We start from the raw sequence: 26,189 nt of genomic DNA, 5'->3' as shown, positions 1-26,189 counted from the left end.
TTGTGTTAGCCGTTGTAAAAGGGCATTTGATCTAGGCGTATTGCCCTGTATGCCCTAGTAGGTACCTTGCCAGGTTTGCGTAGTGTGGGTGTCCCGGCCGGGGCGTTGCGGTCGGTAAGGAACAGCGGTTCGCGGACACGGCGGGCAATGAGGTGGGGCAGCGGCCAAGGCGCCGGCTACGGAGAGATCAGCATCAAGACCGGCATCCCCAAGGCTCCCTGCATCACTGCCTGATGGGGTAGCGGTGCAGGGAGCCGGAGTGACCGCCGCATACCTGCCAATCGGTCCGTTCCCGGAGTCGTCGAGACCCGAAGTCTCCGCGCCCGCGGTCCGTGCGATTGCTCTACGCGTCACGTCTGTGCAGCAGCAGGCTGCTGGCCAGTAGCGCGGCGGCGGCCCACGCCGTGAGCACGCCCAGGCCGGCCCATGGGCCGACGGGCAGCTCATGCAGGTGGACGGTGGCTTGGACCGCGAGTCCGGCGGTCATGGGTGAGATCTTCTGGAGGTGGTGCTGCCACTGCGGGTCGTTGACCACCTGGGTGACGACGGGGAAGAGGTAGAGCAGCCCGAGCACGATCCCGATGGCGGTCGCTGTCTCCCGTACCGCGGTGGCCACGCCGAGACCGAGCAGGGCGATCAGGGCGAGGTAGAGGACGGAACCGACGGCGGCGCGCAGGGTCGGGCCGTCGGTCAGGGACAGTGGGGGATAGCCGTGTGCCTCGGTGAATCCGTTGCCGGGCAGGATGTGGCGGCCGGCCAGGAGGGAGGCCAGGACGGCGGCCGTCCCTGAGGCCAGGACGACCGTGGTGAGGACCGTCGCCTTGGCGGTGAGAACGGTGAGCCGGCTCGGCACCGCCGTGAGGGTGGTGCGGATCATTCCGGTGCTGTACTCGCCGCTGACGGCCGCCGCCGCGAGGACGGCGATGACCGCCTGCCCGACGGTGACGCCGGTCAGGGCGAGCTTGACGGCGTCCTGGCCGCACCCCGCGTCCGGGCACTTCACGGCCTTGGCGGTGCCGCAGCCGACGGCCACGGTCAGCACGACGGCGAGCAGGAGCAGGCTGCCCATGTCCCCTGCGGTGCGCAGCTTTGTCCACTCCGCGTGCAGGGCGCGGCCGAAGTCCCCGCGCCACGCGCCGTCCGCCGTGCTCGTGAGTCGTGCACCGCTCCGGAGGTTCATACGTCCCTCCCGCGCAGCCGCACCACAGCCAGACCGAAGGCGAGCGCGGCGTATGCGCACAGCACGGCGAGGCCGGCCCAGGGTGTCAGCGGGTAGTAGCCGGTCGACGGTTCGTACACGCTGAGCACCTGCGCGTACTGCGGCAGGGTCTGCTGGATGGCGAAGCCCGCAGCCGGGGTCACCCGCAGCAGCCACTGCGAGACGCCCGGGGGCAGTACGCCGGAGGTGGCGAGCAGGAAGGGCAGCACGATGGACGCGATGACCAGGGCGACCGCCGTCGCGCTGCGCCGCAGCAGGGCGCCGGTGCCGAGAGCGAGCACGGCGGCGGCCGCGCAGAGCAGGCCGGTGCCGACGATGACGCGTACTTCGGTCGCCGACGTAACGGGGAAGACGTGGAAGCCCCTGTCGAGCGCGCTGCGTTCCCCGAGGGGAAGGGTGATCGCGGCGCCCGCCAGGCCGATGGCGAACGCGATGCCCCCGGCCACCAGCGCCTTGGCGCCAAGTACCCGGCCCCGCAGGGGAGTTGTCGTCATGGTCGTTCGCAGCAGACCGTGCCGGTACTCGCCGGTGATGAACACCGTGCCCACGGCGATCATTACGATCAGCCCGGCGAAGGTGCCGACGAGGAAGTTCTCGACGGAGAAGCCGACGCCCATGACGGGCCCGCCGACGACCGGTGCGATGTCACCGGCCCCCGTCACGGTGAACCCGCCGCCGGTCCGGGTGAAGCCGCCTTGGAGGGTGTTCGTGTAGCTGCCGGAGGTGCCCGCGTCGCCGCCCACCTGTGTGCCGCTCCACGCGCTCCGGGACCAGCGGCCGGTGAGGGCGGGACGGCCGAAGGTGCCGGTGGCCACGGCGGGGCTGAAGCCCGTGCCCGCTGCGGTGTCCTGCTGCGCCTGCGGTGACGTGGCGAAGAGCCCGGCCTGCACGGTGCGCGCAAGCCCGGGCAGCTTGGCTTGGCCGACCGTGGTCCAGTGGGAGCCGTCGGTGGAGGTGGAGCCGGTGAGAGTGTCGCCGGAGCGGACCAGGCGCAGCCGGCGCGGGGAGTCCTGGGAGACCTTGCCGGAAGGGCCCGCCGTGTCGTGCGTGTAGTCGTACTGCATGCGCACGCCGTGTCCGCCGGTGGCCATGACCGCCGCGTACGGGGATCCCTGGGTGAGGCTTTCCTTCACGATGATCCCGGCCTTCGCCCAGGGCTGGACGCCCTTCGCGGTCGTGCCGGTCCCGGTGTCGGCCACACCGGTCAGCGACTGCAGGGCAACGGTGAGGGTGCCGTCGCCGGTGAGCGTCTTGTGGATGAAGTAGAAGCTGTCGTTGACGGCCTGGCCGCCGGGGCCCTTCGGGTACGAGGCGGAGCCGGCGCCGCGCCCGCCGGGAGCGGGGGCGGCCGTACCGAGCAGGCCGACCACGATCGTCACCAGGAGCGCCCCCGCCATGGCGAGGACCCAGCCGCGTACCGTACGGAACTTCGTCCACTCGGCGTGCAGTGTCCTGAGGAACCCGCCCCGCTCGGCGGGCCTCGCGCCTGGGGGACGAGGGGTGAGGGTGGCGGTCATCGCGTGGCCTCTCCCGCGGGGATGCCCCGATACTCCACCGCGTCCCGGGTGAGCTCCATGTACGCCTCTTCGAGCGTCGCCCGGTGCGCGGACACCTGGGAGAACGGCACCCCGTTTTGGGCAAGCAGGGCCACGATCTCCTCGTCGGGCAGGCCCGTGACGCCGAGGGTGTCGGGGCCGGTGGCGAGAACGGTGGCGCCCGCGCCGTGCAGGACCTGGGCGGCGCGTGCAGGCGCGGAGGTACGCAGGGTGATGCGGCCGCCGGACGCTTCGGCGAGCAGTTCGGACACGCTGGTGTCGGCGACGACCCGGCCGCGGCCGATCACCACGAGATGGTCCGCGGTGTCTTCGAGTTCGCTCATCAGGTGACTGGAGACGAGAACGGCGCGGCCCTGCCGGGCAAGCTCGGCCAGGAAGCCGCGCATCCACACGATGCCGTCGGGGTCGAGGCCGTTGAACGGCTCGTCCAGCATGACGACCGGCGGGTCACCGAGCAGCGCCGCCGCGATCCCCAGGCGCTGGCGCATGCCCAGCGAGAAGCCGCCGGCCTTGCGCCGGGCCGCGGTGCCCAGGCCGGCCTGTTCGATGACCTCGTCCACCCGCCGGGTCGGCACGCCTTGTGAGTGGGCCAGCCACAGCAGGTGGTTGCGGGCGGTGCGGCCCGGCTGCAGCGCGGAGGCGTCGAGCAGCGCTCCCAGATGCCGAAGCGGGCGACGCAGGCTGCGGTACGGCACCCCGTCGACCAGGGCCTGTCCCTCCTCGGCCCGGTCAAGTCCGAGGATCACGCGCATGGTGGTGGACTTGCCCGCGCCGTTCGGGCCGACGAAGCCGGTCACCCGTCCGGGCCGCACGGTGAACGTCATCCCGTCCAGAGCCGGCTGTGACCCGAAGTGTTTACGCAGACCGATGACCTCGATCGTCGCCTTCGTACTCTCATTGTTCATGGGCCCACCCTGTGGCGGAGCGGATTACAGGGGCCGAACGGCCGCTGTCATCTCGCTGTTAGGCGCCTCGGCTTAGCCTGTGCCGGTACGTGTCCTGGTGCGGTGGTGAGAGGGGAGCATGCGGATGGAATGGGGTTGGCCCCCACGGCTCGCGGGCCTGACCGCCCGGCTCGGCCTGCGCCGTGGCACGGCCCGCACCCGCTTCACCGCCTTGTACGTGACCTTGTTCCTGCTGTCGGGAACCGCGCTGCTCGCCATCGCGGCCGCGGTGGCATCCGGCGGATCGCGCTCCAGCCAGACCGCCCCCGGTAGCGGCACCGATCAGCCCGCCACGGCGGCACAGGCCCAGGGGCGCATCGGCGAGTTGGAGCAGCAGCTGGCTCAGGCGCACGGCACCCAGTCGCGGCAGATCCTGATCGGCTCCGCCATCGCCCTCGGCGTCATGGCGGTGATCTCGGTCGGCCTGGGCTGGTTCGTCGCCGGCCGGGTGCTGCGCCCGCTGCGCGTGATGACAGCGGCCACCCGCCGGATCACCGCCGACAGCCTGCACGAACGCCTGGCTTTCGGCGGCCCCGGCGATGAGGTGAAGGACCTCGCCGACACCATCGACGACCTCCTGGGCCGGCTGGAGGGCTCCTTCGACGCCCAGCGCCTCTTCGTCGCCAACGCCTCCCACGAGCTGCGCACTCCGCTCACCACGATGCGGGCCTCCGTGGACGTGGCGCTCGCCAAGCCGGGCCCGGTACCGGAGACCACGGCCACGCTGGCTGCCCGGATGCGCGCCGAACTCGACCAGGTGGACCGGCTGCTGGAGAGTTTCCTCGTCCTGGCCCGCAGCCAGCACGGCGAGTTCACCGACGGGGCGCGCCTCGCCCTCGGCGAACTCGCGCTGACCGCCCTGACCGGACGGGCGAAGGACATCGCGGCCAAGGGCCTGGCCGTGCGCGAGAACCGGATCGAGGACCACGCGTGGGTGTGGGGCAGCCAGACAATGCTGCGCCGCATGGCCGACAACGTGGTCGACAATGCGATCGCGCACAACGACCCCGGGGGCTGGATCAGTGTCGCGGTACGGGCTGAGGGAGACGACGCAGGCACGGTGTCCCTCGTCGTCGAGTCCAGCGGACCGGTCCTCGACCAGCGGCGGGTGGCGGACCTCGCGCAGCCTTTCCGCCGCCTGGGCGCCGACCGGACCGGCACCGGCCGGGGCAGCGGCCTCGGCCTCTCCATCGTCGCGGCCATCGCCCAGTCCCACCACGGCACCCTGGACCTGCGCGCCCGCCCCGACGGCGGCCTGCGCGTCACCGTCACCCTCCCCCGTACAGGCGGCGGGCCGACGGCGCAAGCCCCCGGCGCAGAGACGGGCGTGGCGCGTTGAGAGTCCTGGTGGTCGAGGACGCCCGCCCTCTCGCCGAAGTCATCGCCGAGGGACTGCGCGACCAGGGCATGGCCGTGGACGTGGCCTACGACGGGCTCGACGCCGCGGCCAAGCTGGACGTCAACGCGTACGACGTCGTCGTGCTCGACCGCGACCTGCCGGGCATCCACGGCGACACCCTCTGCCAGATGATCACCGAGCGGGACGGCCGCGTGATGGTCCTGATGCTGACCGCCGCCGGCTCACCCGGCGACCGCGTCAGCGGCCTGACCCTGGGCGCCGACGACTACCTCGCCAAGCCCTTCCACTTTCCCGAACTCGTCCTGCGTATCCGCGCCCTGGCCCGCCGCCGCCCCGCCGCCCGCTCCCGCACGCTGAGCGCAGCGGGCATCGAACTCGACCCGTTGCGCCGCACCGCCGGCCGCGACGGCCGCCAACTCGACCTGTCCGTCAAGGAATTCGCGGTACTCGAAGCCCTCCTGGACGCGAGCCCCGCCTTCCTCAGCACGGAGGACCTCCTCGAACAGGTCTGGGACGAACACGCCGACCCGTTCACCAACACCGTCACAGTGACCATCAGTCGCCTGCGCCGCAAACTCGGCGACCCACCGGTCATCGTCACCACACCCGGCGTGGGGTATCGGATCATCGACCCAGGCGCCCCGCCCGGCTGAGCAGCGGGCCGGGGCCGGCGGGCCGCGAGCGCAGGCCGTGCTCGGTGCAGCCGACTCCGGTCGTCTGTGCGGCTGGTTTGTTCACGACAACGAGGCAGCAGCTCTTCATCGCTTCGGGATGCAGCGCCATCAGTGACTGTTCGATTCCCTGCCACCCGTCTCCAGGGTGAATTGTTGCTCCGAATGGCGGTGTCAGGCGGCACCCGCGTGCCGGGCGTCGGAGGTCGGCCGACATGTCGCACCACCTCAGCGGGCCCAACCTGCGGCCCCCATGGACGACGGCCGTCTTGACATGACCGGCCTGTTCGCGTTCACGACGGACGGTGACCGCACCGTTCTGATCATGAATGCGAATCCGGTCGCCCCTACGATGGGTGACTCCTACCACCCCGACGCCGTCTACCGCATCAACGTCGACACCGACGGCGACCACCAGGCCGACGTGGCCTTCAGCTTCGTCTTCTCCGAGCCCCGGCACGGGCGTCAGACGTTCAGGCTCTACCGGGGGGACGGCGAGCAGGCTCGGTCGCACGAGGCGGGTGGGGACGAGATCGTCACCGACGAGCCGGTCGCCTTCGGCCCGGAGCCCGAGATCATGTCTCGGGCCCCTACCGGATCTCGGTCGGTCTGCGCAGCGAACCGTTCTTCGCCGATCTCGAAGGCATTGGCAACGACTTCAAGTGGACCGGCATGGACTGGGGCATCGACAAGAACATCCTCGGCATCGTCGTCGACATGCCCTCCGCCGAGCTGAACCCGGGCCCGGTCATCGGCGTTTGGGGCCGGATCAGCGTACGCCAAGACGGGCAGCTCACGTCCGTCGACCGCGGCGCCCACCCTCCGTGACGGCGTACTTCAACCAGGAGGACGCCAAGGTCGCCTACAACGCGGGCGAACCGGCCCAGGACTGGGACACCTACCTCGAACCGTGGAGCGCGGTCCTCGCACACACCGGCAACTACGATGCCAAGGACGCCGAGCAGACCCTGCGCACCATCCTGCCGGACGTGCTGCGCTACGACCGCTCCAAGCCCGCCGCCTACCCCAACGGCCGCACCCTCACCGACGACGTCGAGACGGCGCGCATCGACATGCTCTCGCGCGGCAAGGTCCCCAGCGCGAACATCGCCCCGCACACCGACCTGTTGCCGGAGTTCCCCTACCTCGGCACGCCCCATCCGGCTTCGTCCGCCTGAACGAGGCCCGCGCTCGACGATCGACCGAGCGGCGGGAGCCCGCGGCAGCGCCCGTGGGCTCCCGTCCACGAGACACATCGCACGCGCAGGCTGTCTGCCTCAACGCCGGCCACCGTTGATCAGGGGCTGCTTGTTGCCTTCCCAGTTTGAATTCCGTGGCCTCCGAGTGCCTGCAGCACGACGCCCAGGCGCGCTTCCGCTGCGGAGAGCTCCTCCTGCGTCGCGCCGATGGCGTGCGGCAAGCGATTGCGCAGCGTCCGCTCCGGCAACGCAAACTCCGCCGAAGGGTCTGCCCCGGGAGCTCGTGCAGGCAGACGGCGCCAGGGCTCGGGGGAGAGAGTCATCGACCAGATGAGCGCTCCCGGGTGCGGGGTGCCGACGCTGGGATCCACTGCAGGGCTGGGGCCCAGCAGGCGGAGCATGGTCTTGCCGGTCGGTTCTGTCTTCGCCGTAAACGAGACGTCGTCGACTCCGGCGTCCACAAGCGTGCTTCGCAGCTGCTACGTCATGCTGAACACGGCTGCGCTGGACTTCCACTCCGAGCTGAACCATTTCTGGCATGCGCTCCGGGCGGACAGTGTCACCAAGGACGTGAGGGCTCGTCTGGACGATGCACGGCGCGAGCACCGGGCCCGGTACTCCGAGGCGCAGATGCGGGTACCGGACGACGTACACGCCGTCATCGATGGCGTCCACCGCCGGCTCAACCGCATCTACGGGGTCCTCAAGCGTCTGGGCAGCGGGATCCCGTCAGGCTGGGACGACGACGAGTCCCTGGACGGAACACACCATCAGATCACGGGGGTCTGGGAGCAGCTCGCGCAGATGCGCCGCACCATGCGCCGGAGCCTCGGCGTGACTCAGGACAGTCCCTAGACACTGAGACCGCCACCGTGCGGTACGAGACCGTTCGCGATTCGAGCGGGCGGTTTGTGCGCGGTGGCGTGTCGTCACGCCTAATCCTCCGGTTCCCAGGCGCGGAGCAGGTCGAGCAGCTCCGGGTCCCCGTCGAGTTGCAGGGAGTCCGCCGAAATGCGGTCGTACAGGTAGAGGACCAGATCACTGGCCGTGCCGCGAACGGAGATGCCTGCCGCGTCCGGGTCCTCGCCGGTGGCGGGCAGCCGGGTGGTCCGTGCACCGTCGCCGTCGACCGTGAGGCGCCAGGAGCGGCCCTCGGTGGCGTGGAAGTCGAAGGCGGTGGGCTTGTGCGGCCAGGCGCTCGTCGTGAAGCAGGTGATGAACAGGGTCTCCTCGACACCGTCGAGCGCCACCTCGACAGGCAGTGAGGCCGGCTCGCCCACGGTGAGCTGGGCGTCGTAGGTGTGCACCGCGATCTCCTGGACCTGGTGCCGGGCGACGCCACCGGCGGTGTGCGGCGTCTGCGTGTTACCCCAGCCGGTGAAGCAGCCCTGGTCCGGACCGGCCTCCCGCAGGGCCGTCAGCAACAGCTCGGTTGAGGCGGCCAGCCAGGCCGGCACGGCCTCGCGCTCCTGCGGCGCGACCGCGTCACCCTGGGCCGGGGTCCTGGACGTGGCGTCCGGCCCGGCGGAGACGGTGGCGGCCCAGCGGCGGCGGCCCTCGCCGATGTGCTGCACAAGGTCGGACAGCGTCCACCCGGGGCAGGTCGGCACGGGCAGGTCGAGGCTGGGCGCGGCGGCGATCACGGCGCGGAAGGCGGTTGCTCGTTCGTCGATCAGCCGCAGCAGCTCGGGAAACTCCAGAGTCTTGTGCACAGCGGTACTTCTATCATCTTGATCCATTTGCCTGACAGCGGTTTTCCCAGCCGGTACGGCGGGGAACTCCGGCCCAGGCGAGCCCACGCTCGGGCTTCCGCCACGCCGCAGCCGAGCCCCGCGTCCCAGGCGACAGACCCACGATCCACTCGATCGCTCCGGCCGCCTCGGCCTCGGACGAGATCGCGGTGGACAGCCGCTCCCAGGTCCCGTCCAACTCCCAGTCCGGAAGCGGCTACACACCGGCTGTCCCGTGATCGGTCTTGAGGTGTGGCGGGCCGTGTCAGGCATGGGGTGGTGGTCCGTGCGGGCCCGGGTGGCGATTCAGCCGCGCAGTCCCCGCCGCATCACGTCCAGGTAGCGGTGGCCGGACTCCAGGCGTGTCTGCCGCTCATCGGCGTGGATGTTGGCGGCGAAAGCGATCCCGCACATGAGCGGCAGCAGGTCCTGCCAGGCGAGCACGCCATGTGCGGCGTCTGCCAATGCGCGTGCAGTCGAGCAGCCGTCCGGCGAGCGCGCCCAGCGTGGTGGTGAGTTCCTCGGTGCGGGGCAGGACGCGCTCCGGTGCTGCGCGCACGATGGTGAGCGAGGGGTCGGTCAGCTGCGCCTCCAGGGTGGCGCCGAGGAAGCCGACCAGAGCGTTCCACGGTTCCTCTTCACTCAGAGCCTGTTCCGCGCGGGCGATCAGCGCCTCCAGGCCGGGTGTGGCGATCGTCTCCATCAGGGCCTCCGGCGGGGCTCGCTCCGGGTGAACTCCTCGTCGGGGAGGGTGTCTTCACGCAGGAGAGCGGCGGCCGGGCGATGGGTCCGTTTCTCGATCGCGTCCCCGGCCTGGACGCCGTTCTCGCCGCCTCGGACTCCAAGCGGTCGGCGCCCTGGCCGAACTCCACCGCCGCGAACGCTCGGTACCCGGCGACGTCGCCGTGGTCGGCTTCGAGGACGACATCCTCGCCCCCGTCACACCAACCCGCCCCGCACGACAGTGCGTCAGCCGGTGGGGAGGTGGGCCGCACGATGGCCCGGGTCCTCACGGACATCACGCTCCACGGCGCTGAGCGGGAGCGCGTGACGCTGCCGGTGGTGCGGGAGTGGTTGTGAGGGCGGAGGGCCCCTGGGGCGATGAGTTTCGCCGTGGCTGGTGGTCTGCATCCACGAGCAGGCGTTACGCCGCCCCTTGAGGAGAGCATCATGACCGTCACCTACACCTTCGACGTCTTCTCCAGCCTCGACGGCTTCGGCGCCGCCGGCGGAAACTGGACCGGCTACTGGGGCAAGCAGGGACCCGAGCTCCTCGACCGCCGCCTGGCGCTGTACGGCGAGGAGCAGCGGATGATCTTCGGAGCCCGCACCTACCGGGCGTTTTGCACAGATGCTGGCCACGAGCACCGAGGACTGCGAGGTCCGCGACCCGTGGGTCACCCGGATGAGGAACCTGCCCGCGACGGTGGTGTCGACCACCCTGGAAGGCCCCCTCGACTGGCCGGACGCGAACGTCGCCAAGGGCGACGCCGTCGAGGTGGTCGCCCGGCTCAAGGAAACGTCCCCGCTGCCGCTGCGCTCGCACGGCAGCCTGTCGATGAACCGGGCCCTGATGGCCGCAGGTCTGGTGGACCGCGTTCAGGTGACGCTCTTTCCTGTGATCACCGGCCGGACCGGCCTGGACCCGATCTTCCAGGGCGCGCAGGACTTCGACCTGGAGCTGATCGAGAGCCGCACGCTCGACGGCCGCACCCAAGAGCTCATCTACCGCCCGGCCTTGCACGTGTGAACCCCGGCGTGCTCCCGGTCGAACGGGCCCAGCGGGCCGCGCGAGCGCGACCGCCGTTGGCACGCACCCCTCGCAGCGCGCGAGGATCACGCAGTGGCTGGTGCGGCGGTGCTGGGTGAGCAGGCTGCGGGTGGTTCGTCAGCGAGAGCAGGCAGCTTTTGGTCGACGGTTTCGGTCAGCACTTAGTGATCAGGCAGCTCGAAAATGTCGAGGAGAGCCGACAACGCTGGCGCTCGACCTGGAGGGACAGCGTCGAGCGCTTGTACGGGTCCGTGCGAAGATCGCGACGTGAACGATCTGTGCTTGCGCCTCGCCGACGACGCCGACCTCGCCACTCTCGTTCGTCTGCGGGACGACGCTGCCCGCTGGATGCTCGCCCAGGGAATCATCGGCCAGTGGCAGCCCGGCCAGCTGGACGAGGACCACTTCCGCAAGATCATGGCGCATGGTGAGGTCTGGCTCGCCGAGGCCGACGGCCGCGTGGCTGGAGCCTGGGAACTGTGGTGGGAAGACGAGGACGCTTGGGGACCGCAGCCGCCGGTGGCCGGCTATGTGCATCGGCTGATGGTGGACCGCAGCAGCGCCAAGCCGGGAACGGGGCGTTGGCTGCTGCGTGCTGCGGAGCGCCGCGTTGCTGCGGCAGGGCGTGCGTTCGTGCGTCTGGACTGCCTGGCCGGCAACGCGCGCCTGAACGCCTACTACCTGGCCGCCGGTTACCGAGTCGTCGGCCACAAAGCAGGTAAGCCGCAGCCGGGCGGTGCACCCAAGTCGTTCACGCTCCTCGAGAAGACCTGCGGGCCGACAGCGGGCGGCTGAGCGACTGTGGCCGGGGGCATGCTCGCTGAGGAGGACGATGGTGGTCGAGGCCAGTCTGCGGCGGCGGGCTGGGCTTGGGCGGCCCGGGTGCCGGCGAGATCGATGCGCCCGTAGCGGGCGATGGTCTTGGTCAGGTTCTTCTCGTCCGCAGCTTCGACTAGCTCGTTGACCAGTTTGGTGGCGAGCGTGTAGCGGACCCGGAAGTCGGCCATGGCAGCCTCGGTGCCCAGGGCGGTCAGCAGATGGGACTTTCCGGTGCCCGAGTCGCCGATCAAGCCAAGCGGCAGTCCCTTCTTGACCCATTCGCAGGTAGCCAGGGTGTGGATGACAGCCGAGTCGATGTTCGGGTTGGAGTCGGAGTCAAAGGCTCGTAGGGACTTCGACCGCGGGAACTGCGCCGCCCTGATCCGCCGTTCTGAGCGCCGCCGGGCCCGGTCGTCGCACTCGGCCGTCAGCAGTTCGGCGAGGAACGCGCGATACGACATCTGGTCGCGGGCGGCGGCTTCGGCCAGTTCGGGGAACTGAGCCCGGATGGTCGGCAGCCTGAGCATGCGGTATGCCTGGTCGACGGCGGCGTCGGCGGCCTGTTCGGTCAGCCCGCGGTGGCGTTTGAGGGTCACGGCGTCTCTCCCTGGATGGCGGGACGGTCGGCCATCTGCCTGGCTCTCAGCAGCTGGTCGTAGGCCGCGACCGAGGGCAGCGTCCGGGTGTCGGGCGGCAGCTGGGCAAGCGGCCGTTCGGTCAGCGAGGTCACGTTCGTCCGTTCCACTCCGCGGGGACAGCAGAAGGCGCGACCTCGTCGGTTTCGGCCGTCTGCCGGGCCTCCAGGGCAACCGCGTCCGCGGTCAGGGCGCCGACTCTGATCGCGGACGCAAGCCCGGCGACCAGGTGTTCGTGGGGGACGTGGTGGCCTATCAGCAGGACCTCGATCAGGGCGCTGGTGCCGTCCCTTTCGCCGTGGGCCGCCTTCGCCGCCTCCCACCAGGCGTCGTGGACCGGCGTGAACTTCCCTGCGGAACGGGCCTGTTCGAAGGGATGATCTGGTTCTTGGACCACTCGTAGCCCTGGCGGATCTCCGAGGCGGCAACCTCGCGGTCCTCCAGCTCGCAGATCTTGCGGACACGGATCCGTCCGCCGTCGGCCTGGTGGTACTGGTGGAAGCGGACAGAGTGGTTCTCGGTCGCCGACTGGACGTTGCACGGCACCGCCCTGTTGACTGAACTAAGCTGGGGTTTTCGCAGGTCAGGCAGACTCGGCCCGCTGCCTGCGCGGCGCGCTGACCCATCGGTCGTGGGCCACATCGGTCATCGTGCCCGGCCGTTCGGGGGATACAACGGCCGCGTACGGCGCGCCACCCACCTAGTGGGGCATCCCTTGTTCCACGCGTGGGCTCGGTGGTGGTCAGCAACACCATCGGGCTCAGCGCACTGCTGCTGGCGGTCGCCAACTGGCGTACATCACGTGGCAATAGATCCGACGTCCGCATCGAGCACAACGGTGTGACGGTGACCGTGACCAGCGCGGAACCCCAGCAGATCGCCCAGCTCGTACGAACTTTGACCGGCGAGCCGCCCGCCGTGTCCGGGCCAGACGACCCGAGCACCCCCGCGACAGCGGACGGGGCGCCCCCACGCGGCTAAGCCCCAGCTCGCCGCGGTCCTCACCGACCCACAGGTGTGGGGGCTACAGCCCGAGAACTGCCGGGTGCTCACTCAGCCTGCCCGGGAGCAGGCCCTCGAAGAAGTACAGAGCGCCCGCGCCGAGGCCGAGGACACCCTGCTCGTCTACTACGCCGGACACGGCGTCGTACATGAACTGTCGAACGAGCTGTACCTGGCCCTGCCCGGCACCGACCCAGCCCGTCTCTACACCGCGCTGCGCTACCAGGACGTACGCGACATCCTCCTCGGGGCGGGCATCCGGGCCCGCCGCAAGGTCGTGGTCCTCGATTGCTGCTGGAGCGGCTCGCGCTGCACGGGGAGATGGCCGGTGGCAGTCTCGGCGGGATATCGAACATCGAGGGCACCTTCGTACTCAGGGCGACGTCCGAGACCCGCACGGCGCTGGCCCCGCCCGGAGCCCGGTACACGGCGTTCACCGGCGAACTGATCACTGCTCTGGAAATAGGGCATCCCGCACGCCCCACTGCTGCTGACCATGATGACCCTCTACCGTCATCTGCATACGGTTCTGGTCTCCCAAGGTCGCCCGGAGCCCAGCAGCGCAACGGCAACACAGCGGGATCGATTGCGCTGGCCCGCAACCGGCAGGGGATCAATGAGGCCGAGCCTCCGGTAGCGCCCAAGCTCCAACCCTTGCCTGCGCCTGCGCCTGCGCCTTCGCCCGAGCACGAAGCCCCGCCTGCTCCCGAGCCGGCCCCGAAACCCGAACTCGAGTCTGACCCAGCACCTGAACCTGAAGACGAGTCGGCCCCTGAGTCCGAACCTTCACCCCGACACCGGCAGGAGGAGTTGCAGCAGTCACCTCCACCGTCCCGCAGCAGGGGGAGACCGAAGGCGCGGCGATGGGCCTTGATGGCGCTGGCCGCCGCCGCGACAGCTGCCACGGCCGTCGTGCCGCTCGTACGGGACCAGGAGGACGGCCCCGACGGCAGCAGCCAAGGCGGATCACTCGCCACCACGGACAACCGCCCGGTCGTCAAGTTCGGGCTCTCACTCACGCTCAGCGACGAATCGCGTGGTCAGCTCTAGCGGGTCTCGACGACGACCGACTCGATGACGACATCGTTGCGCGGGCGGTCGGTGCGCCGGTTGGTCTGGGTGGTCGCGATGGCGTCGACGACCTTCTGGCTGGCCGTGTCGGCGACCTCGCCGAAGATGGTGTGCTTGCGGTTCAGCCAGGTCGTCGGGGCAACGGTGATGAAGAACTGCGAGCCGTTGGTGCCCGGACCGGCGTTGGCCATGGCCAGCACCTAGGGCTTGTCGAAGGACAGGTCCGGGTGGAATTCGTCCTGGAACTGGTAGCCGAGGCCGCCGGTGCCTTGGCCCAGCGGGTCACCGCTCTGGATCATGAAGCCGCTGATGACCCGGTGGAAGACCGTACCGTCGTAGAGCTTGGCCGTGGACTTCTCTCCGGTGGCGGGGTTCGTCCACTCACGCTTGCCCTGGCGAGCTCGACGAAGTTCTTGACCGTGATCGGCGCGTGGTTCGGGAGGAGTCGGACCTTGATGTCGCCGTGGTTGGTTTTGAGGGTGGCATAGAGCTGCCCACCCACGATCCGCCTTCCGCTGTCTTCCTTTGACCCGCTGGCATGGTGGGGGGTGGGGTGGGCACGTCTGCTGGCGGCGTGGGCTCGAGTGCGTGCTCGAGTCGTCGCAGGGCTTGTGCAAGGTCGGCTGCGTTCAGGTACCGCTGGGTGGGGTCCTTGTGCAGCAAGGTGAGCACGAGGTCGTCCCAGGCGGGTGGGATGCCTGGGGCCACCGAGCTTGGTGTGGGGGGTTCCTGGGTGACATGTGCCGTGAGGTAGCCCACGGTGTCGGGGGCCTTGAAGGGCAGCCGGCCCGTGATCAGTTCGAAGAGCACGCAGCCGAGCGCGTACAGGTCGCTGCGCGGTTCCGGGAAGCCGCGTGCCTGTTCGGGGGCCATGTACGGGGGTGTGCCCACGATGAAGCCGGTCTGGGTGAGGCGGTCCGAGGTCGCGTACGGATCGGTCGCCCTTGCGACGCCGAAGTCGAGGACCTTCACGTTGCCGGAGGGCGTGATGAGGATGTTGGACGGCTTGATGTCCCGGTGCATGATTCCGGCGTGGTGCGCGTCGGCCAGCGCGTCGCTGATCTGCGCGCCCCACCGAGCCGCGTCCGGCAAGGTGACGGCGCCTTGGCGTACCTTCGCGTCCAGGCCCTCGCCTCGGACCAGCTCCATCACCAGGAACGGGGCCTTGTTGTCCTCTGTGCCGGTCTCGCCGAGGTCGTGGACGGTCACGATGTTGGCGTGCTGCAGCTGGGCGGTGATCCGTGCCTCGCGCAGGAACCTGGCGCGCGCCTCGTCGCCACGGCTTCCGCCACCGGCGAGCAGGGAGATCACCTTGACCGCGACGGACCGGCCCAGCGTTTCGTCCCGCGCTTCCCATACTTGGCCCATCCCTCCCTCGCCGAGCTGTTGCATCAACCGGTAACGGCCCCCGAGGAGCTGGTCTCGCACTGCTACGCCTCCCCCGTTGCGAACATTTCTGCCCCGCCTGCCGACGAACCGACGCGATGGAGATCATGATGCGACCGCGCCGGCGACACGCCCGATACCCAGAAACCTGCCAGACGGCAGGAGTGTTCTCCAAGACGGCCACCCGAATCCGGATCAGCCTTCCAACCCAGAGGCGTCCCTGGCTGTGGAACAGGGCTGTCGACTGTCGCTCGCACAGGCATTCCGCTCCGCCCGATGACCTCGACCTGCTGCGGGTCAGGAACCAAGGTCATTATGCGTCTGCGGACGGCGCGGCGGCGGAGGCTGCCTCCGCGAGGCAGCGGTGAAGCGAGGTCTTGGGAAGTACGTGATCTGGATGGCGGACGATCGACGCTCCGTCCGCGTCGGATCATGAAGCCCGTCAGCCAGAAACCAGTCTTGCTCGTCATCCTGGATCACCATCAGCGCCGGGTGGCTGCCATCGGCCACCGTCCGCGGACGACAGGGATCTCACCTGCCGCGGCGTCGGGGTGTCCATCACCGTCGTGAACTGGGTGCAGTCGTTGGTGTTCGCGCCGGTCAGGACGAACGCGAGCGGGCGGCCGACCGCGTCGCAGGCGAGGTGGACCTTGCTGGTCAGCCCGCCCCGGGACGGGCCGAGGGCCGGGCTCTGGCGCCCCCTTTCGGGCTCCGGCGGCGTGCTGGTGGGCCCGGACGATGGTGGAGTCGACCGACACCAGCCAGTCGATGTCGCCCGCGGCGTCCGCCGTCGCCTGCGCGGCCCGCAGCATCCGGTCGAACGTGCCGTCCGCCGCCCACCGGCGGAACCGGGTATGGAGCGTGGTCCACGGGCCGTACCGCTCGGGCACGTCCCGCCGGGGGACACCGGTACGGAACTTCCACACAATCCCGTTCAGGACCATCCGGTCGTCCAACCGGGGCCCCCAGCGCAGGCCGGGGCAGCAACGGACGTATCAGATCCCACTCGGCATCGGACAGTTCACGGCGACCTATCACCACACCGTGATCCACAACCCACGATCCTTTGTCAGACAGGACCTAGCGGAGACGGGACGACCGGTCCTCTGCCGCCGTCCCGGACGTGCGCGCTGCGACGATGACCGCCGGCACGATGGCCAGCGCCAGCATGCCGCCGCCCGCGGCCAGGAGGGGATAGCCGACGGCGGTGACGACCACGCCCGAAGCCACGCCGCCGGTGGCGCCCGCGAGGGAGATGGAGACGTCGACCAGGCCCTGGGTCCTGGCGCGGGTGGCCAACGGGACGGCATGGGTGATGATCGCGGTGCCGCTGACGATGCCGAGGCTCCAGCCCACACCCAGCAGCGCGAGAGCAAGGGCGAGTACGGCAGGGGAACCGCCGGGGGCGTTGGCGGCGACGATCCCCGAGCCCAGCAGGACCAGCGCGGACGCGGAGGCGACCGTGAGCGGGCCGTACCGGTCGACGAGCCACCCGGACAGCGGCGCGGGCAGGTACATCGCCCCGATGTGGATCGCGATGACGAGGCCGGATGCCGCGGCACTGTGGCCGTGGTCGTGCATGTGGACCGGCGTCATGGTCATGATCGCGACCATGACCAGCTGGGTGAGGGCCATGATCGACACGCCTGTCGGTACGCCGGGGCGGCGCCCTGCGAGCACAGGCCCGGCCCTGCTCCCCGGATCATCCCGACGCGCGGACGCCGCGGCGGGACGTTCCGCCTCCATGGCGCGGGCCAGCAGCAGTGGGTCGGGCCGCAACCAGACGGCCAGCACCAGCGCGGCCGTCGCGTAGGCCGCGCTGGAGAGCAGGAACAGCCCGGCCAGGCGCGGGATTCCGACGGCGTGCGCGAGGCTGCCGAGCGGTGCGGCGAGGTTGGGGCCGACCACGCCGCCCAACGTGGTGGCGGCCAGCACAGTGGACAGGGCCCGGGCGCGGGACTCCGGAGCCGCCAGGTCGGCACCCGCGTAGCGGGCCAGCAGGTTCGTGGCCGCGCCGGCGCCGTACACGAACATCGCGACGAAGAGCAGTACGGCGCTGTCGGCGACAGCGGCGGCCACGACGCCCGCGCTGCCGACGGCGCCCGCGAGGTACCCGGCGGCGAGTCCGACCCTCCGGCCGCGCGCTTGGGAGACCCGCCCGACCGCGACGGCGGCCAGCGCGGAACCGGCGATGGACAGGGCGCTGAGCAGGCCGGCCAGGTCGGTGGAGCCGAGCATGTCCTGCGCGAGCAGGGCGCCGACGGTCACGCCCGCCGCGAGTCCGGCGCCGCTCAGGATCTGGGCGGCGACCAGGACGCGCAGGACCCGGCGTTGCGCCTGACCGCGCGGGAGGTGCCCGAGGCGGGCATGCGCGGTCGTCGTCACCGGGTTCCTTCGGCGGCGGCGGCCCGCCCGGACGGTTCCGCCGCCGGTCCCGCCGGGCCGCGGTCGCCGAAGTCCAGGCGGTCGAGCAGTCCGGCGCCGGTGAAGGCGGCGACCAGCGCGTCTCGGCCCTCGGTGAAGTGCTCCCAGCTGTCGTAGTGGACGGGAACCACCCGGCGCGCGCCGAGGATCCGGGCGGCGTCGGCGGCCTGCGCACTGTCGAGGACGATCAGCGCGTTGTCGAACAGGACGGTGAAGCGGGGAGCCCCGGCGAACAGGATGGCGGTGTCGACGGGGCCGAACCGTGCGGCGATCTCCTTGACCGCGTCGAGCGAGGCGTTGTCCCCGCTGACGTAGACCGCGGGAAGCCCGTCCCCGGTCAGGACGAATCCGACGACCTGACCGGTGACCGGCTCGACGTCCTCGCGCGGGCCGGGCCCGTGGACGGCAGGTACGCCCGTGACGGTGACCGTGCCGCCACCGGGCCGGTCCAGTTCGGCCGACTCCCAGTCGGCGAGCCCGCGGGCTCCGGCTCCCAGGCGCTTTCCGCCACTCGGTGTCGTGAAGGTCAGCGGGACGTCGGCGAGCAGTGCCCGGCCGGACTCGTCGAGGTTGTCGGGGTGTTCGTCGTGGGAGAGCAGGACCACGTCGATACGGCCGAGGTCGTCCGGCGCGGCGGAGGGCGCCGCCGTCTTGGTCAACCGGCCGCCGGGCACGTGGTATTCGCCGGGTGAGTCGAACGTCGGGTCGGTCAGGAATCGCAGCCCGCCGTAGGTGAACAGGGCGGTCGGGCCGCCGAAGACGCGGACGGGGATCTGCTCGGTGGGCATGCTGGCGCCGGCCATGAAAACCTCACGGATAGAAGTCGGTTGATCCGTGATGAACGCTAAGGGTGTCTCACGGATGAGCGCAAGCACTAACATGAGAAACATGAGCGAGAGCCTGACCGCCGGATCCGTGCTGCCGCCCGCCCCGGGGGCGGACGAGTACCTCGCCCTCGACTTCGTCAACAGCGCGATCGCGCTGCCCGGAGGGCACTTCGTCGACTCCCTCGGCACCCCCGAGGACACGAACCGGTGGCTCACCGAGCACGGCCTCGCACCGACCGACGCCGGGGTGCAGGAGATGTGCGCGACACAGCTGCGCTCGCTGCGCGAGCACATCAGGGCACTGTTCGCCGCCCGCGTCGCGGGGCTGCCCGCCCTGCCTACGGCACTGTCCGCCGTCAACGACGCCCTCGGCAAAGCCCCCACGGCCGAGCTGCTCGGCTGGGACGACACGAACGGCCCCTACCGCATGGCGCCGTGCCCCACCCACGAGATCCTCGACCGCGCCCTCGCGACCCTGGCTGCCAACACGGCCGACCTCCTCACGAGCCCCGACGCCGCCCGCCTCACCCGATGCGACTCGCCCCCCTGCATCCGCTACCTGCTGCGCCACGGCCGCCGCCACTGGTGCTCCACCCGCTGCGGCGACCGCGCCCGCGCGGCCCGCGCCTACGCCCGACGCACCCAACCGGCTGCTGACTGACGGGTGTTGGGTCGGGCTGCCCCGGGGGGCGCCGGTTCGTGTCCGGCGCCGGGGCGGCATTCCCGGCGGCCGCCCTCCGGCCTTCGACGAGGAGGTCTGCAAGCACCGCAACGTCGTGGAACGGTGCTTCAACCGTCTCAAGCAGTGGCGAGGCATCGCCACCCGCTACGACAAGACCGCCCAGTCCTACAAGGCGGCCCTCACCCTCGCATCACTCCTGATGTGGGCCTGACACTTCGACGACAACTCCTAGAGGAGATGGAAATCTTCGAGGACGACAGCGAGCCGTCCTTCGAGCGCTGGCTCGTCGGACGCATGGAAGGACTCGCACCCGGCATCCGCTCGGAAGCCGAGCGCTGGACCCGTGCCCTGCGGGAGGGCGGCCCGCAGCCTCCCGCGACGGAAGGGCACGGTCTGGCTCCCCCCAAACGTGTCCGCCCAGCCTTGCTGAAGTGGTCAAACCGCTACCAGCACCTGGGGGAAGTGACCCGCGACGACGTCCTCGCCCACATGAAATCCGTGGACGGCCACCATCGGCATGACCTGTTCGTCGCCCTGCGGTCCCTGTTCACCCGGGCCAAGCGGAACGGGCTGATCTTCCGCAACCCCACCAGCCGGATCAAGGTCGGACAATACGAGTACGCCGTGCTGCAACCGCTCCTCCCCGAGCAGGTCGAGCGCTCCGTCGCGGTTGCTACCACTCCGGCGGCACGGCTCATCCTCGCCCTCCCGGCAGTCCACGCCGCCCAGGTCGCTCAGATCGCCACTCTCATGCTCGATGACGTCGATCTCGGCAACCGCCGACTGGCCATCGCCGGACGCGTCCGCCCGCTCGACGACCTCACCCCGAAGCTCCTGACGGACTGGCTGGACCACCGGCGCCACCGTTGGCCGAGCACCGCGAACCTCCACCTGCTGAACAACAACCAGACCGCCAACACGACCAGCCGGGCCAGCAACCACTGGATCAGCGCACCGATGCGCGGGCAGGACGCCACCCTGGAGCGGCTCCGCGTCGACCGGTCCTCGAAGAAGCCCTGGCCCACGGGCCCGACCCGCTCCACCTCGCCGAGGTGTTCGGGCTCGATGAGAAGACAGCAATGCGCTACGCGGACTCCGCACTGGCGCTGCTGCACCAGGCCGCTGAACAGCAGCTTCGATGAAACCTGTTCGACCGGGACGCTCCCTGAAGGCAATCATGGGCGAGTGACGTCGACCGAAGCAGCAGCAATCGTTCTGCAGGACCATGCCGCTCTCTGGAGTGTGGGGGAAATCAGTGCGAGCGATGTCGTCAATGCCGCCTGTGATGCGCTCGTCGCGGGACTCGATACCCCCGGCCTTCGAATCCTCGCCGCCTGCACCCGCGCCGAGGCGGACTACGACGTCCACGACTTGCTTCCCCCAGCACTCGACGAACTCGGCCTCACCTTCCATCCAGTCGCCAGCGAGGCCGGCCAAGAAGCCGCCGCGCGAGCGCTCGCACGACGCATGCTCGCCGGCGAGCTGAAACCTTGGGAGCTCACTTTCCGGATTCATCAGCGCTACGGACATGAGCTGCCCCTGACGGAACGGCTTGCCGAGCTCGATGACGAGTACGCCATCCTCGAATACGGCGACAGAACCGTCGACCAGGTCGATGCCGAGGTCACGGCCGAAGCCCGCCGCCTCGCAGCCCACCCCTGTGTTCCCACCGAACCCCACGGACATCCCAACTGATGCACACGGACCGACCTCCGAGTCCCCCTGAACGAGCTTCAGTTTCCCTGAACTGACGGGGCCACCGGGTGTGAGTAGTTCGGGTACAGGACATCCCGGTGAGAACGATCATGGTCCGGTCGGCGCGAGGGTGCTGACGCGGTGCTGCTACTCGCGGCGGGCCTTGCGAGGTCGCGGTGGTGCGCCGGCCTCTGGTCTGACCCCCCATTGCTCCGCCGGGGTCTTCCCGGGTGGCACATGGCCCGTCCGGGGGACAGGCTTCCTGATGCCGGCCTCGCACGGACTCGGCCGCCGGGCCTCAACCTGGCCGCTGTCGGGGCGGCGCCGCCGTGCTGTTCCTGACCACCAGGTGCGTGGGGACTAGGTCCGTACCGGATCGCGGGACGTCGTTGTCGCGGATCTGACGCAGAGCCTCCAGGGCACTCTTCCGGCCCACCTCGGCGAAGTCCTCGTGGACGGTGGTCAGAGCCGGGGCGAAGTAGGCGGCTTCGGGGAGGTCGTCGAAGCCGACCACGCTGATGTCGCCGGGGACGGCCTTGCCCCGCTCTTGGAAGGCACGCATGAGTCCCAGTGCCATCTGGTCGTTGGCGGCGAACACCGCGGTGCAGCCCGGCTCCTCTGCCAGCTTGAGGCCAGCCGCGTAGCCGGAGTGAACCGTCCAGTCGCCCTGCACGGGCGGCGGCACCGGCCGTCCGGCTTCCTCGAGCATGGTGCGCCATGCCCGAGCCCGGCTCTGACCTGCGTACGACGTCTCCGGGCCGGTCACGTGCCAGACGGTCTGGTGTCCGAGTTCCAGCAGGTGACCGACGGCGTGTCGGGCGCCGCCGGCCTGGTCGGTGTCGACCACGCGATAACGGTTGCCGGCGTCGGAGTCGACGACGACCAGGCACATGCCCGTCCTCAACGCATGCCTCATCGAGCCCGGCCACAGTGCGGCCGCCCTCAGCACCTCCGCCCACGTCCTGGCCGCCGCCACCGGCACCGAGACACTGATGATCCGCTCCGACGGCGGAGTGGAGAAGAAGCAGTACTACCGCGGCGGCAACACCTTCCCCGTCGAGGAGATCCCGTCCCGCGCGTCCGGGCTGCTGGCCGACGGGCGGGCCGTGATCCTCGCCGAGCCCACCAACCGCCTCACCGTCCTAATCCGCATGGACCGGCCCGGGCCCAGGCGGCCGGGCTCGCTCACACTGCAGGCTCTCGGGCCCGGCTACGACGTGGCGGACCTGACCCGCGGCCAGATCCCGCCGCAGGTCACCGCCCACCTCGACAACATCGACTGGGACCACTACCAGCCGCCCCGCTGGAACGAATGGAACCTCACCGGCGACCACTGCCCTGGCGGCGAGAACGCCCGACGTCACCGCCGGCTTGAGAGGCTGGCCACCCAGACGTTCACCGACGGCGGCCACCTGGACGACACCGTCGGCACTGCTGGCGGCGAGCAATACTCGATTCTGCCGAGTGCGTCCACCTCGTGAACACGCACGGTGACCACAGGAGGGCCACCGGCACTTCGAGTTGGTGCGTGATAGCGGGTGGGGTGTGTTGGCACCTCGAGGGTTGTGGTTCAGGCTGTGGCGGTGCGGTCAGAGACGACGCCGGCAATGGCTCGGCTGGTGTCGGGGCGGCGGTCTCGTCGGTGGGCGAAGCGGATCAGTTGCTTCCAGCGCTTGTGGTCGGCGAGGGTGTGCTCGACGGTGATGCGGTCGGATGAGTGGCCGTGACGGTCACGTTCCCACTGCTCGACTCTCCCGGGCAGTGCCCCGGGCCGCGGCGTCCTTGGTGGTGTGATGACCTGACCTGAATGATCACGTTTCAGGCGAAGGTAGCCGTCGTCCAGGAACACTTCCACGTCGGGGAAGTGCCGGAAGCATTCGGCGGTGCCTTCGCTGCGAGCGCCCGTGGCGTCATGCATACGGCCAGGTTCGTAGGGCATCGGTCTATAACGTCCGGCCACGCCAGTCAGCAATGACGGTGGCCTTCATGGTGTTCTGCTTCTTCTTGCCCGAGACGAACGCGCGCCGTCCGCCGCGGCCGGCCAGAGGTCGGCGGACTTGGATCTCGGTGGCGTCGAGGCCGAGCTCGATGCCCTCGGCTGGGCAACATGTCCGCCAACGTCCGCAACCGCATCAACCTTCGGACAGTCCACCGCGCGAAAGCGCGAGGCTAATCGCCAGCAAGGTCGATGGCGGATACCGTGCCGTCGCCATGATTGGCGGCGTAGACGCGGTTGCTGTGGGGTTCGAAGGCCAGTCCCTGTGGCTGGGAGCCGACGGAGATTCTGGCAGTCACGCTGGCCGAGTTGGGATCGATCACCCTTACGAGGCCATCGGGGTGGGTGACGTAGACGGCGCCATGTGAATCAACTTCCACACCAGTCGGGCTCGCACCGACGTCGATCTCGACGCCGCCGCCGGTTGCCATGTCGATCACCGACACCGTCTTGAAGCCGGAGTTGGCGACATAGACGCGGCGCCTCTGGGGATCGATCGCAATACCCGTGGGGTGCTGTCCGACGGGGATGCTCCCGATGACACCGGGGGTCGTGGCATCGATCACCGACACCTTGTTGTGGTCGGGTCGCGTGACGAAGACGCGGTGACTTACGGGATCAACCGCCACACCGAGAGGACCCTCGACTTCGGTGAAGTCAGGGAACAGGATGGGGGGATCGCTGCTGATTCCAATGATCGACACCCTGCCAAGACCGCGGCTGGCCACGTAGGCCCGACCCATGAGGTGATCGACCGCCACCCTCAGCCTGTCCGGTGACTGGGGGCCGAGCGAGCCTCCGACGACGATGGTGGCGACGAGGGCGTGGAATCTGTCGAGCGCCGACACGGTGAAATTGCCGCTGTTGGCGACATAGACGCCGAACTGAGGGTCGGTCGCCACGCTCTCGGGGTGAAGTCCGACGTTGAGGGTGGCGGTCACCTTGTTCGTCACAGAATTGATCACCGACACGGTAGCGGCACCACTGTTGGTGACGAAGACGTGGTCATGAACGTCCACCGCCACACCGACCGGCTTCGGCCCCACGGGGATCGTGGCCACGACAGACGACTTTTCAATGTTGGACGCTTTCATCGCTACACGGCTTTCGTCGACTCAGCCGCGGTGGAGCCCACCGCCGCCTGCGGTATGACATACCGGAAGTCAGTACGGCTGGCCACCTCCTAACTTGGGCATACGTCGTCAATCCTCATGCATGCTGTCCACTAATCTACGCCGTTGCATCGGGACGCTGCGCGAAGGTTTGCGCTTGCCGCGGCGCTTCGGCCTCCTCGTCGATCGTATAGGGCCGCTAAACTTGAGAAGGCTCAACGATCTCACCGGTAAATCGTTGAACAGGTAGTGAAATGCAAATTGCGATCTACCATAACCTGGAGCATGATTGCTCAGAGAGGGCCAACGCTGGGAGCGCTTCTAAAGGTGGTGAGAGACCAATGGCCGCTCAGATACGCGGGGCGAACGGGCAAGAGATCATCAACCCGTACCACCCTGTCCCCGATTTTGTCGCCAAAGGGTTTGAGCTGCACCATAAGGAACAGGACGAAGAACTTTCGCAGCGAATGAGATTGGCGCAACTCGCTCGCCCCTCTAAAGAGGAGCGAGAGTACGCGTCCAGCCTTCAAGAGGCGGATTTGCGTTCCCGCGGGATTGACGCTGACGAGCACCAGAAGAAGGTTCGAGCGTGGAGCGACAGGCGGCGAGAGGCCCTGCATCGCCACGCAAAAGAGGCCAGCACACCTTCACCCGGAGGTCCGTCGCTTAGCTTCGATCACATGGACCCAAGAGAAGTGGATCACAGTTTCTGGGAGGCTGACGGCAATATATGGGGATCCGGGCCGTTCGTCGGCAAATGGAATCCTGACGGCAGTGGGGACTTTAGCGGAAAGGAGACCTGGGACAGTGGCAACCTGCGGCAGCATTACATAGGTGCAAGATGGCGCCTAGAGCTTCAATCCGGCAGGATGCCCCCCACGTCGAATGGTGTATACCGGTCCGATCCGTTCATCCGCCTCAACGGGAAGACGTTGGGATACGTTGGCGCTGGGGAGCTATTCCACTCCGGAGACAGGTGGTGTAATTGCTGGCTACACACAAAGCAATCAATCTACCAGCTGACCTTCGTGTCGCCGGGCAGTGATCCGCGCCGCTTCATCGCCACAAAAGAAGACGTACAGTGCATATTCTTCATCGAGAGAACTCTCTGGGAAGACAGCGTCACCGAGACCCACCAGTTCCCTGGGCAGGTGTCGATGCCGTCGCTTACGATTTTCAGGAACGACCTAGCTCCGGCGGACAGTCTCTGGGTTGAACTCGAAGTGGGTTTCCACATACAGCTCGAAGGTGACAGCCTGTTCTGGTTTGACAACAACGTTCAACTGCAAACCTTCCAGTGGCCGCTGCTAGGTCTGTGATCCTGAGATCGACAGGACCGCTCTCCTTGCGCGATCACGCCCAGGCCTCCCCAACGCCCGCCATACACAACCGGCTGCGGAAGTGGGCTGCGGACGGCACCTGGGAGCGCGTGTTTACTGCCCTGCTCGCCCAGGCCGATGCCGAAGGCGATCTCGACTGGATCATCGCGGTCGACTCCACCATCGTCCGCGCTCATCAGCACGCCGCCGGGCCCGTCAAAAGGGGCCCCGGCCGGCGGGCCGGAGCATCATGCCCTCGGACGATCTCGCGGCGGGCTGACCACGAAGATCCATCTTGCTGCGGACAGCCGCTGCCGGCCGCTCGCTTTCGTCCTCACTCCCGGCCAGGCTGGAGACGCACCTGCGTTCCCTCATGTCCTGGCCCGCCTGCGGGTGCCGCGGCCGATCGGCCGGCCCAGGACCACCCCTGAGGTGGTCCTGGCCGACAAGGCGTACTCGTCCCGCGCGATCCGGGACCATCTCCGTCGGCGCGGCGTCCGGGCGGTGATTCCGCAGCCCGCCGACCAGGTCGCCAACCGGAAGAAGCGCGGCCGGCTCGGCGGCCGGCCGCCGGCCTTCGACCGCGAGGCCTACAAGCAGCGGAACACCGTCGAGCGGTGCATCAACAGGCTCAAGCAGTGGCGCGGTCTCGCAACCCGCTATGACAAGACGGCCGCCGTCTATCTCGCCGGACTCCACATCGCCGCGATCTTCATCTGGTCCGCGAGATGATCCGGAAGGGGCATCCAGCGGCGATGCGCGGTGGCAGTG

23 protein-coding genes and 12 pseudogenes are annotated in these 26,189 nt (G+C 69.2%); 18 read left to right on the top strand and 17 right to left on the bottom strand.

The features are described 5' to 3' along the window. Positions 1-343: 343 nt before the first annotated feature. From ACIQ6Y_RS32680 to ACIQ6Y_RS32670, 3 genes are read right to left on the bottom strand one after another with little or no spacing between them, the layout of a single operon-like run. Positions 344-1,180 (bottom strand): ABC transporter permease subunit, encoded by an 837-nt coding sequence (locus tag ACIQ6Y_RS32680; RefSeq protein WP_404044499.1) that lies wholly within the window; start codon positions 1,178-1,180, stop codon positions 344-346. Then, positions 1,177-2,736 carry an ABC transporter permease subunit gene (locus tag ACIQ6Y_RS32675; RefSeq protein WP_404044496.1) on the bottom strand — a complete coding sequence of 520 codons (1,560 nt, stop codon included), beginning with the start codon at positions 2,734-2,736 and terminating at the stop codon, positions 1,177-1,179. Before ACIQ6Y_RS32675 ends, ACIQ6Y_RS32680 begins: the two co-directional genes overlap by 4 nt. Next, positions 2,733-3,680 carry an ABC transporter ATP-binding protein gene (locus ACIQ6Y_RS32670; protein ID WP_404044494.1) on the bottom strand — a complete coding sequence of 316 codons (948 nt, stop codon included), beginning with the start codon at positions 3,678-3,680 and terminating at the stop codon, positions 2,733-2,735. The genes ACIQ6Y_RS32675 and ACIQ6Y_RS32670 overlap by 4 nt, the downstream gene beginning before the upstream one ends. A gap of 124 nt (positions 3,681-3,804) precedes the next feature. On the opposite strand from ACIQ6Y_RS32670, the gene ACIQ6Y_RS32665 reads away from it, so the two are divergent. The 6 genes and pseudogenes from ACIQ6Y_RS32665 to ACIQ6Y_RS32640 all read left to right on the top strand — a co-directional run bounded on the left by ACIQ6Y_RS32665 (position 3,805) and on the right by ACIQ6Y_RS32640 (position 7,804). Continuing rightward, complete coding sequence (locus ACIQ6Y_RS32665; protein ID WP_404044491.1) at positions 3,805-5,058, top strand: sensor histidine kinase; 1,254 nt, start codon at positions 3,805-3,807, stop codon at positions 5,056-5,058. Next, complete coding sequence (locus tag ACIQ6Y_RS32660) at positions 5,055-5,732, top strand: response regulator transcription factor (protein WP_404044488.1); 678 nt, start codon at positions 5,055-5,057, stop codon at positions 5,730-5,732. Before ACIQ6Y_RS32665 ends, ACIQ6Y_RS32660 begins: the two co-directional genes overlap by 4 nt. Positions 5,733-6,003: 271 nt before the next feature. Then, positions 6,004-6,228, top strand: a pseudogene (locus ACIQ6Y_RS32655) (DUF4331 family protein); the annotation flags it as partial. A gap of 113 nt (positions 6,229-6,341) precedes the next feature. Further along, a pseudogene (locus tag ACIQ6Y_RS32650) lies at positions 6,342-6,578 on the top strand (DUF4331 family protein); the annotation flags it as partial. Continuing rightward, positions 6,575-6,928 (top strand): hypothetical protein, encoded by a 354-nt coding sequence (locus ACIQ6Y_RS32645; protein WP_404044486.1) that lies wholly within the window; start codon positions 6,575-6,577, stop codon positions 6,926-6,928. The pseudogene ACIQ6Y_RS32650 and the gene ACIQ6Y_RS32645, both read left to right, overlap by 4 nt. A 507-nt stretch (positions 6,929-7,435) precedes the next feature. Then, entirely contained in the window at positions 7,436-7,804 is a 369-nt protein-coding gene (locus tag ACIQ6Y_RS32640; protein WP_404044483.1) for a hypothetical protein, read from the top strand. An 80-nt stretch (positions 7,805-7,884) separates the two neighbouring features. Here the strand turns inward: ACIQ6Y_RS32640 and ACIQ6Y_RS32635 are convergent, their stop codons facing one another. Both ACIQ6Y_RS32635 and ACIQ6Y_RS32630 read right to left on the bottom strand, forming a co-directional pair. After that, on the bottom strand, positions 7,885-8,661 hold the full coding sequence (locus ACIQ6Y_RS32635) for a maleylpyruvate isomerase family mycothiol-dependent enzyme (RefSeq protein ID WP_404044477.1): 777 nt from the start codon (positions 8,659-8,661) through the stop codon (positions 7,885-7,887). A gap of 391 nt (positions 8,662-9,052) precedes the next feature. Then, a complete protein-coding gene (locus ACIQ6Y_RS32630) occupies positions 9,053-9,382 on the bottom strand; it encodes a hypothetical protein (RefSeq protein WP_404044475.1) in 330 nt (109 codons plus the stop codon). On the opposite strand from ACIQ6Y_RS32630, the pseudogene ACIQ6Y_RS32625 reads away from it, so the two are divergent. From ACIQ6Y_RS32625 to ACIQ6Y_RS32615, 3 genes and pseudogenes are all read left to right on the top strand, one after another. Further along, a pseudogene (locus ACIQ6Y_RS32625) lies at positions 9,340-9,759 on the top strand (substrate-binding domain-containing protein); the annotation flags it as partial. The gene ACIQ6Y_RS32630 and the pseudogene ACIQ6Y_RS32625 overlap by 43 nt on opposite strands. Positions 9,760-9,849: 90 nt before the next feature. Continuing rightward, positions 9,850-10,429, top strand: a pseudogene (locus ACIQ6Y_RS32620) (dihydrofolate reductase family protein). A gap of 288 nt (positions 10,430-10,717) precedes the next feature. Continuing rightward, on the top strand, positions 10,718-11,245 hold the full coding sequence (locus tag ACIQ6Y_RS32615) for a GNAT family N-acetyltransferase (protein ID WP_404044473.1): 528 nt from the start codon (positions 10,718-10,720) through the stop codon (positions 11,243-11,245). Here ACIQ6Y_RS32615 and ACIQ6Y_RS32610 read toward each other — a convergent pair. The 4 genes and pseudogenes from ACIQ6Y_RS32610 to ACIQ6Y_RS32595 all read right to left on the bottom strand — a co-directional run. Then, complete coding sequence (locus ACIQ6Y_RS32610) at positions 11,143-11,865, bottom strand: ATP-binding protein (RefSeq protein WP_404044470.1); 723 nt, start codon at positions 11,863-11,865, stop codon at positions 11,143-11,145. The genes ACIQ6Y_RS32615 and ACIQ6Y_RS32610 overlap by 103 nt on opposite strands. Further along, positions 11,862-12,014 (bottom strand): hypothetical protein, encoded by a 153-nt coding sequence (locus tag ACIQ6Y_RS32605; RefSeq protein ID WP_404044468.1) that lies wholly within the window; start codon positions 12,012-12,014, stop codon positions 11,862-11,864. The genes ACIQ6Y_RS32610 and ACIQ6Y_RS32605 overlap by 4 nt, the downstream gene beginning before the upstream one ends. Further along, positions 11,996-12,301: a hypothetical protein gene (locus ACIQ6Y_RS32600; protein WP_404045148.1), complete on the bottom strand. Its 306-nt coding sequence runs from the start codon at positions 12,299-12,301 to the stop codon at positions 11,996-11,998. The genes ACIQ6Y_RS32605 and ACIQ6Y_RS32600 overlap by 19 nt, the downstream gene beginning before the upstream one ends. A 35-nt stretch (positions 12,302-12,336) precedes the next feature. Beyond that, positions 12,337-12,546: pseudogene (locus tag ACIQ6Y_RS32595) on the bottom strand (hypothetical protein); the annotation flags it as partial. Here ACIQ6Y_RS32595 and ACIQ6Y_RS32590 point away from each other — a divergent pair. The 3 genes from ACIQ6Y_RS32590 to ACIQ6Y_RS32580 all read left to right on the top strand — a co-directional run bounded on the left by ACIQ6Y_RS32590 (position 12,529) and on the right by ACIQ6Y_RS32580 (position 13,956). After that, a complete protein-coding gene (locus ACIQ6Y_RS32590) occupies positions 12,529-12,885 on the top strand; it encodes a hypothetical protein (protein WP_404045112.1) in 357 nt (118 codons plus the stop codon). The pseudogene ACIQ6Y_RS32595 and the gene ACIQ6Y_RS32590 overlap by 18 nt on opposite strands. Before the next feature lie 34 nt (positions 12,886-12,919). After that, positions 12,920-13,354 carry a caspase family protein gene (locus ACIQ6Y_RS32585; RefSeq protein WP_404044465.1) on the top strand — a complete coding sequence of 145 codons (435 nt, stop codon included), beginning with the start codon at positions 12,920-12,922 and terminating at the stop codon, positions 13,352-13,354. Between the two features lie 425 nt (positions 13,355-13,779). Further along, positions 13,780-13,956, top strand: a complete 177-nt coding sequence (locus ACIQ6Y_RS32580; protein WP_404044463.1) for a hypothetical protein — start codon at positions 13,780-13,782, stop codon at positions 13,954-13,956. On the opposite strand, the pseudogene ACIQ6Y_RS32575 reads toward ACIQ6Y_RS32580, so the two are convergent. The 5 genes and pseudogenes from ACIQ6Y_RS32575 to ACIQ6Y_RS32555 form a co-directional block, all read right to left on the bottom strand. Further along, a pseudogene (locus ACIQ6Y_RS32575) lies at positions 13,953-14,479 on the bottom strand (peptidylprolyl isomerase). The gene ACIQ6Y_RS32580 and the pseudogene ACIQ6Y_RS32575 sit on opposite strands and share 4 nt — an antisense overlap. A gap of 188 nt (positions 14,480-14,667) precedes the next feature. Continuing rightward, positions 14,668-15,345 (bottom strand): annotated as a pseudogene (locus tag ACIQ6Y_RS32570) (serine/threonine-protein kinase); the annotation flags it as partial. A 574-nt stretch (positions 15,346-15,919) separates the two neighbouring features. Further along, positions 15,920-16,401 (bottom strand): annotated as a pseudogene (locus ACIQ6Y_RS32565) (IS5 family transposase); the annotation flags it as partial. Between the two features lie 42 nt (positions 16,402-16,443). Beyond that, on the bottom strand, positions 16,444-17,748 hold the full coding sequence (locus ACIQ6Y_RS32560) for an MFS transporter (protein ID WP_404044460.1): 1,305 nt from the start codon (positions 17,746-17,748) through the stop codon (positions 16,444-16,446). Continuing rightward, positions 17,745-18,590, bottom strand: a complete 846-nt coding sequence (locus ACIQ6Y_RS32555; protein WP_404044458.1) for an MBL fold metallo-hydrolase — start codon at positions 18,588-18,590, stop codon at positions 17,745-17,747. The genes ACIQ6Y_RS32560 and ACIQ6Y_RS32555 overlap by 4 nt, the downstream gene beginning before the upstream one ends. Positions 18,591-18,675: 85 nt before the next feature. Here ACIQ6Y_RS32555 and ACIQ6Y_RS32550 point away from each other — a divergent pair, with 85 nt between their 5' ends. The 3 genes and pseudogenes from ACIQ6Y_RS32550 (at position 18,676) to ACIQ6Y_RS32540 (ending at position 20,991) form a co-directional block, all read left to right on the top strand. Beyond that, positions 18,676-19,275: a CGNR zinc finger domain-containing protein gene (locus tag ACIQ6Y_RS32550; protein WP_404044456.1), complete on the top strand. Its 600-nt coding sequence runs from the start codon at positions 18,676-18,678 to the stop codon at positions 19,273-19,275. A gap of 43 nt (positions 19,276-19,318) precedes the next feature. Continuing rightward, a pseudogene (locus ACIQ6Y_RS32545) lies at positions 19,319-19,507 on the top strand (transposase); the annotation flags it as partial. 26 nt (positions 19,508-19,533) lie between these two features. After that, the gene (locus tag ACIQ6Y_RS32540; RefSeq protein WP_404044454.1) at positions 19,534-20,991 is read left to right on the top strand and encodes a hypothetical protein; all 1,458 of its coding nucleotides are present in this window, start codon (positions 19,534-19,536) and stop codon (positions 20,989-20,991) included. Between the two features lie 298 nt (positions 20,992-21,289). Here the strand turns inward: ACIQ6Y_RS32540 and ACIQ6Y_RS32535 are convergent. Then, positions 21,290-21,880 (bottom strand): annotated as a pseudogene (locus tag ACIQ6Y_RS32535) (substrate-binding domain-containing protein); the annotation flags it as partial. A 1-nt stretch (position 21,881) separates the two neighbouring features. Here ACIQ6Y_RS32535 and ACIQ6Y_RS32530 point away from each other — a divergent pair. After that, complete coding sequence (locus tag ACIQ6Y_RS32530) at positions 21,882-22,472, top strand: hypothetical protein (RefSeq protein ID WP_404044451.1); 591 nt, start codon at positions 21,882-21,884, stop codon at positions 22,470-22,472. A gap of 89 nt (positions 22,473-22,561) precedes the next feature. On the opposite strand, the pseudogene ACIQ6Y_RS32525 reads toward ACIQ6Y_RS32530, so the two are convergent. Continuing rightward, positions 22,562-23,090, bottom strand: a pseudogene (locus tag ACIQ6Y_RS32525) (transposase family protein); the annotation flags it as partial. Positions 23,091-23,160: 70 nt separating this feature from the next. Next, entirely contained in the window at positions 23,161-24,048 is an 888-nt protein-coding gene (locus ACIQ6Y_RS32520; protein WP_404044448.1) for a YncE family protein, read from the bottom strand. A 392-nt stretch (positions 24,049-24,440) separates the two neighbouring features. Here ACIQ6Y_RS32520 and ACIQ6Y_RS32515 point away from each other — a divergent pair, with 392 nt between their 5' ends. Further along, entirely contained in the window at positions 24,441-25,418 is a 978-nt protein-coding gene (locus ACIQ6Y_RS32515; RefSeq protein ID WP_404044445.1) for a hypothetical protein, read from the top strand. Between the two features lie 137 nt (positions 25,419-25,555). Then, positions 25,556-26,150: pseudogene (locus tag ACIQ6Y_RS32510) on the top strand (IS5 family transposase); the annotation flags it as partial. Between the last annotated feature and the right edge of the window lie 39 nt (positions 26,151-26,189).

Source organism: Streptomyces sp. NPDC096205 (genome assembly GCF_044763135.1).
GTDB lineage: Bacteria > Actinomycetota > Actinomycetes > Streptomycetales > Streptomycetaceae > Streptomyces.
The sequence above is the reverse complement of the archived record's forward strand: the minus strand, read 5'-3'. Positions and strand labels throughout refer to the sequence as shown.

Bases quoted from the DNA above. Each gene is read 5' to 3' on its own strand.
- ACIQ6Y_RS32680 (WP_404044499.1), bottom strand. From the start codon at position 1,180: ATGAACCTCCGGAGCGGTGCACGACTCACGAGCACGGCGGACGGCGCG.
- ACIQ6Y_RS32675 (WP_404044496.1), bottom strand. From the start codon at position 2,736: ATGACCGCCACCCTCACCCCTCGTCCCCCAGGCGCGAGGCCCGCCGAG.
- ACIQ6Y_RS32670 (WP_404044494.1), bottom strand. From the start codon at position 3,680: ATGAACAATGAGAGTACGAAGGCGACGATCGAGGTCATCGGTCTGCGT.
- ACIQ6Y_RS32665 (WP_404044491.1), top strand. From the start codon at position 3,805: ATGGAATGGGGTTGGCCCCCACGGCTCGCGGGCCTGACCGCCCGGCTC.
- ACIQ6Y_RS32640 (WP_404044483.1), top strand. From the start codon at position 7,436: ATGCTGAACACGGCTGCGCTGGACTTCCACTCCGAGCTGAACCATTTC.
- ACIQ6Y_RS32630 (WP_404044475.1), bottom strand. From the start codon at position 9,382: ATGGAGACGATCGCCACACCCGGCCTGGAGGCGCTGATCGCCCGCGCG.
- ACIQ6Y_RS32580 (WP_404044463.1), top strand. From the start codon at position 13,780: ATGGCGCTGGCCGCCGCCGCGACAGCTGCCACGGCCGTCGTGCCGCTC.
- ACIQ6Y_RS32555 (WP_404044458.1), bottom strand. From the start codon at position 18,590: ATGGCCGGCGCCAGCATGCCCACCGAGCAGATCCCCGTCCGCGTCTTC.
- ACIQ6Y_RS32550 (WP_404044456.1), top strand. From the start codon at position 18,676: ATGAGCGAGAGCCTGACCGCCGGATCCGTGCTGCCGCCCGCCCCGGGG.
- ACIQ6Y_RS32540 (WP_404044454.1), top strand. From the start codon at position 19,534: ATGGAAATCTTCGAGGACGACAGCGAGCCGTCCTTCGAGCGCTGGCTC.
- ACIQ6Y_RS32530 (WP_404044451.1), top strand. From the start codon at position 21,882: ATGCCCGTCCTCAACGCATGCCTCATCGAGCCCGGCCACAGTGCGGCC.
- ACIQ6Y_RS32515 (WP_404044445.1), top strand. From the start codon at position 24,441: ATGGCCGCTCAGATACGCGGGGCGAACGGGCAAGAGATCATCAACCCG.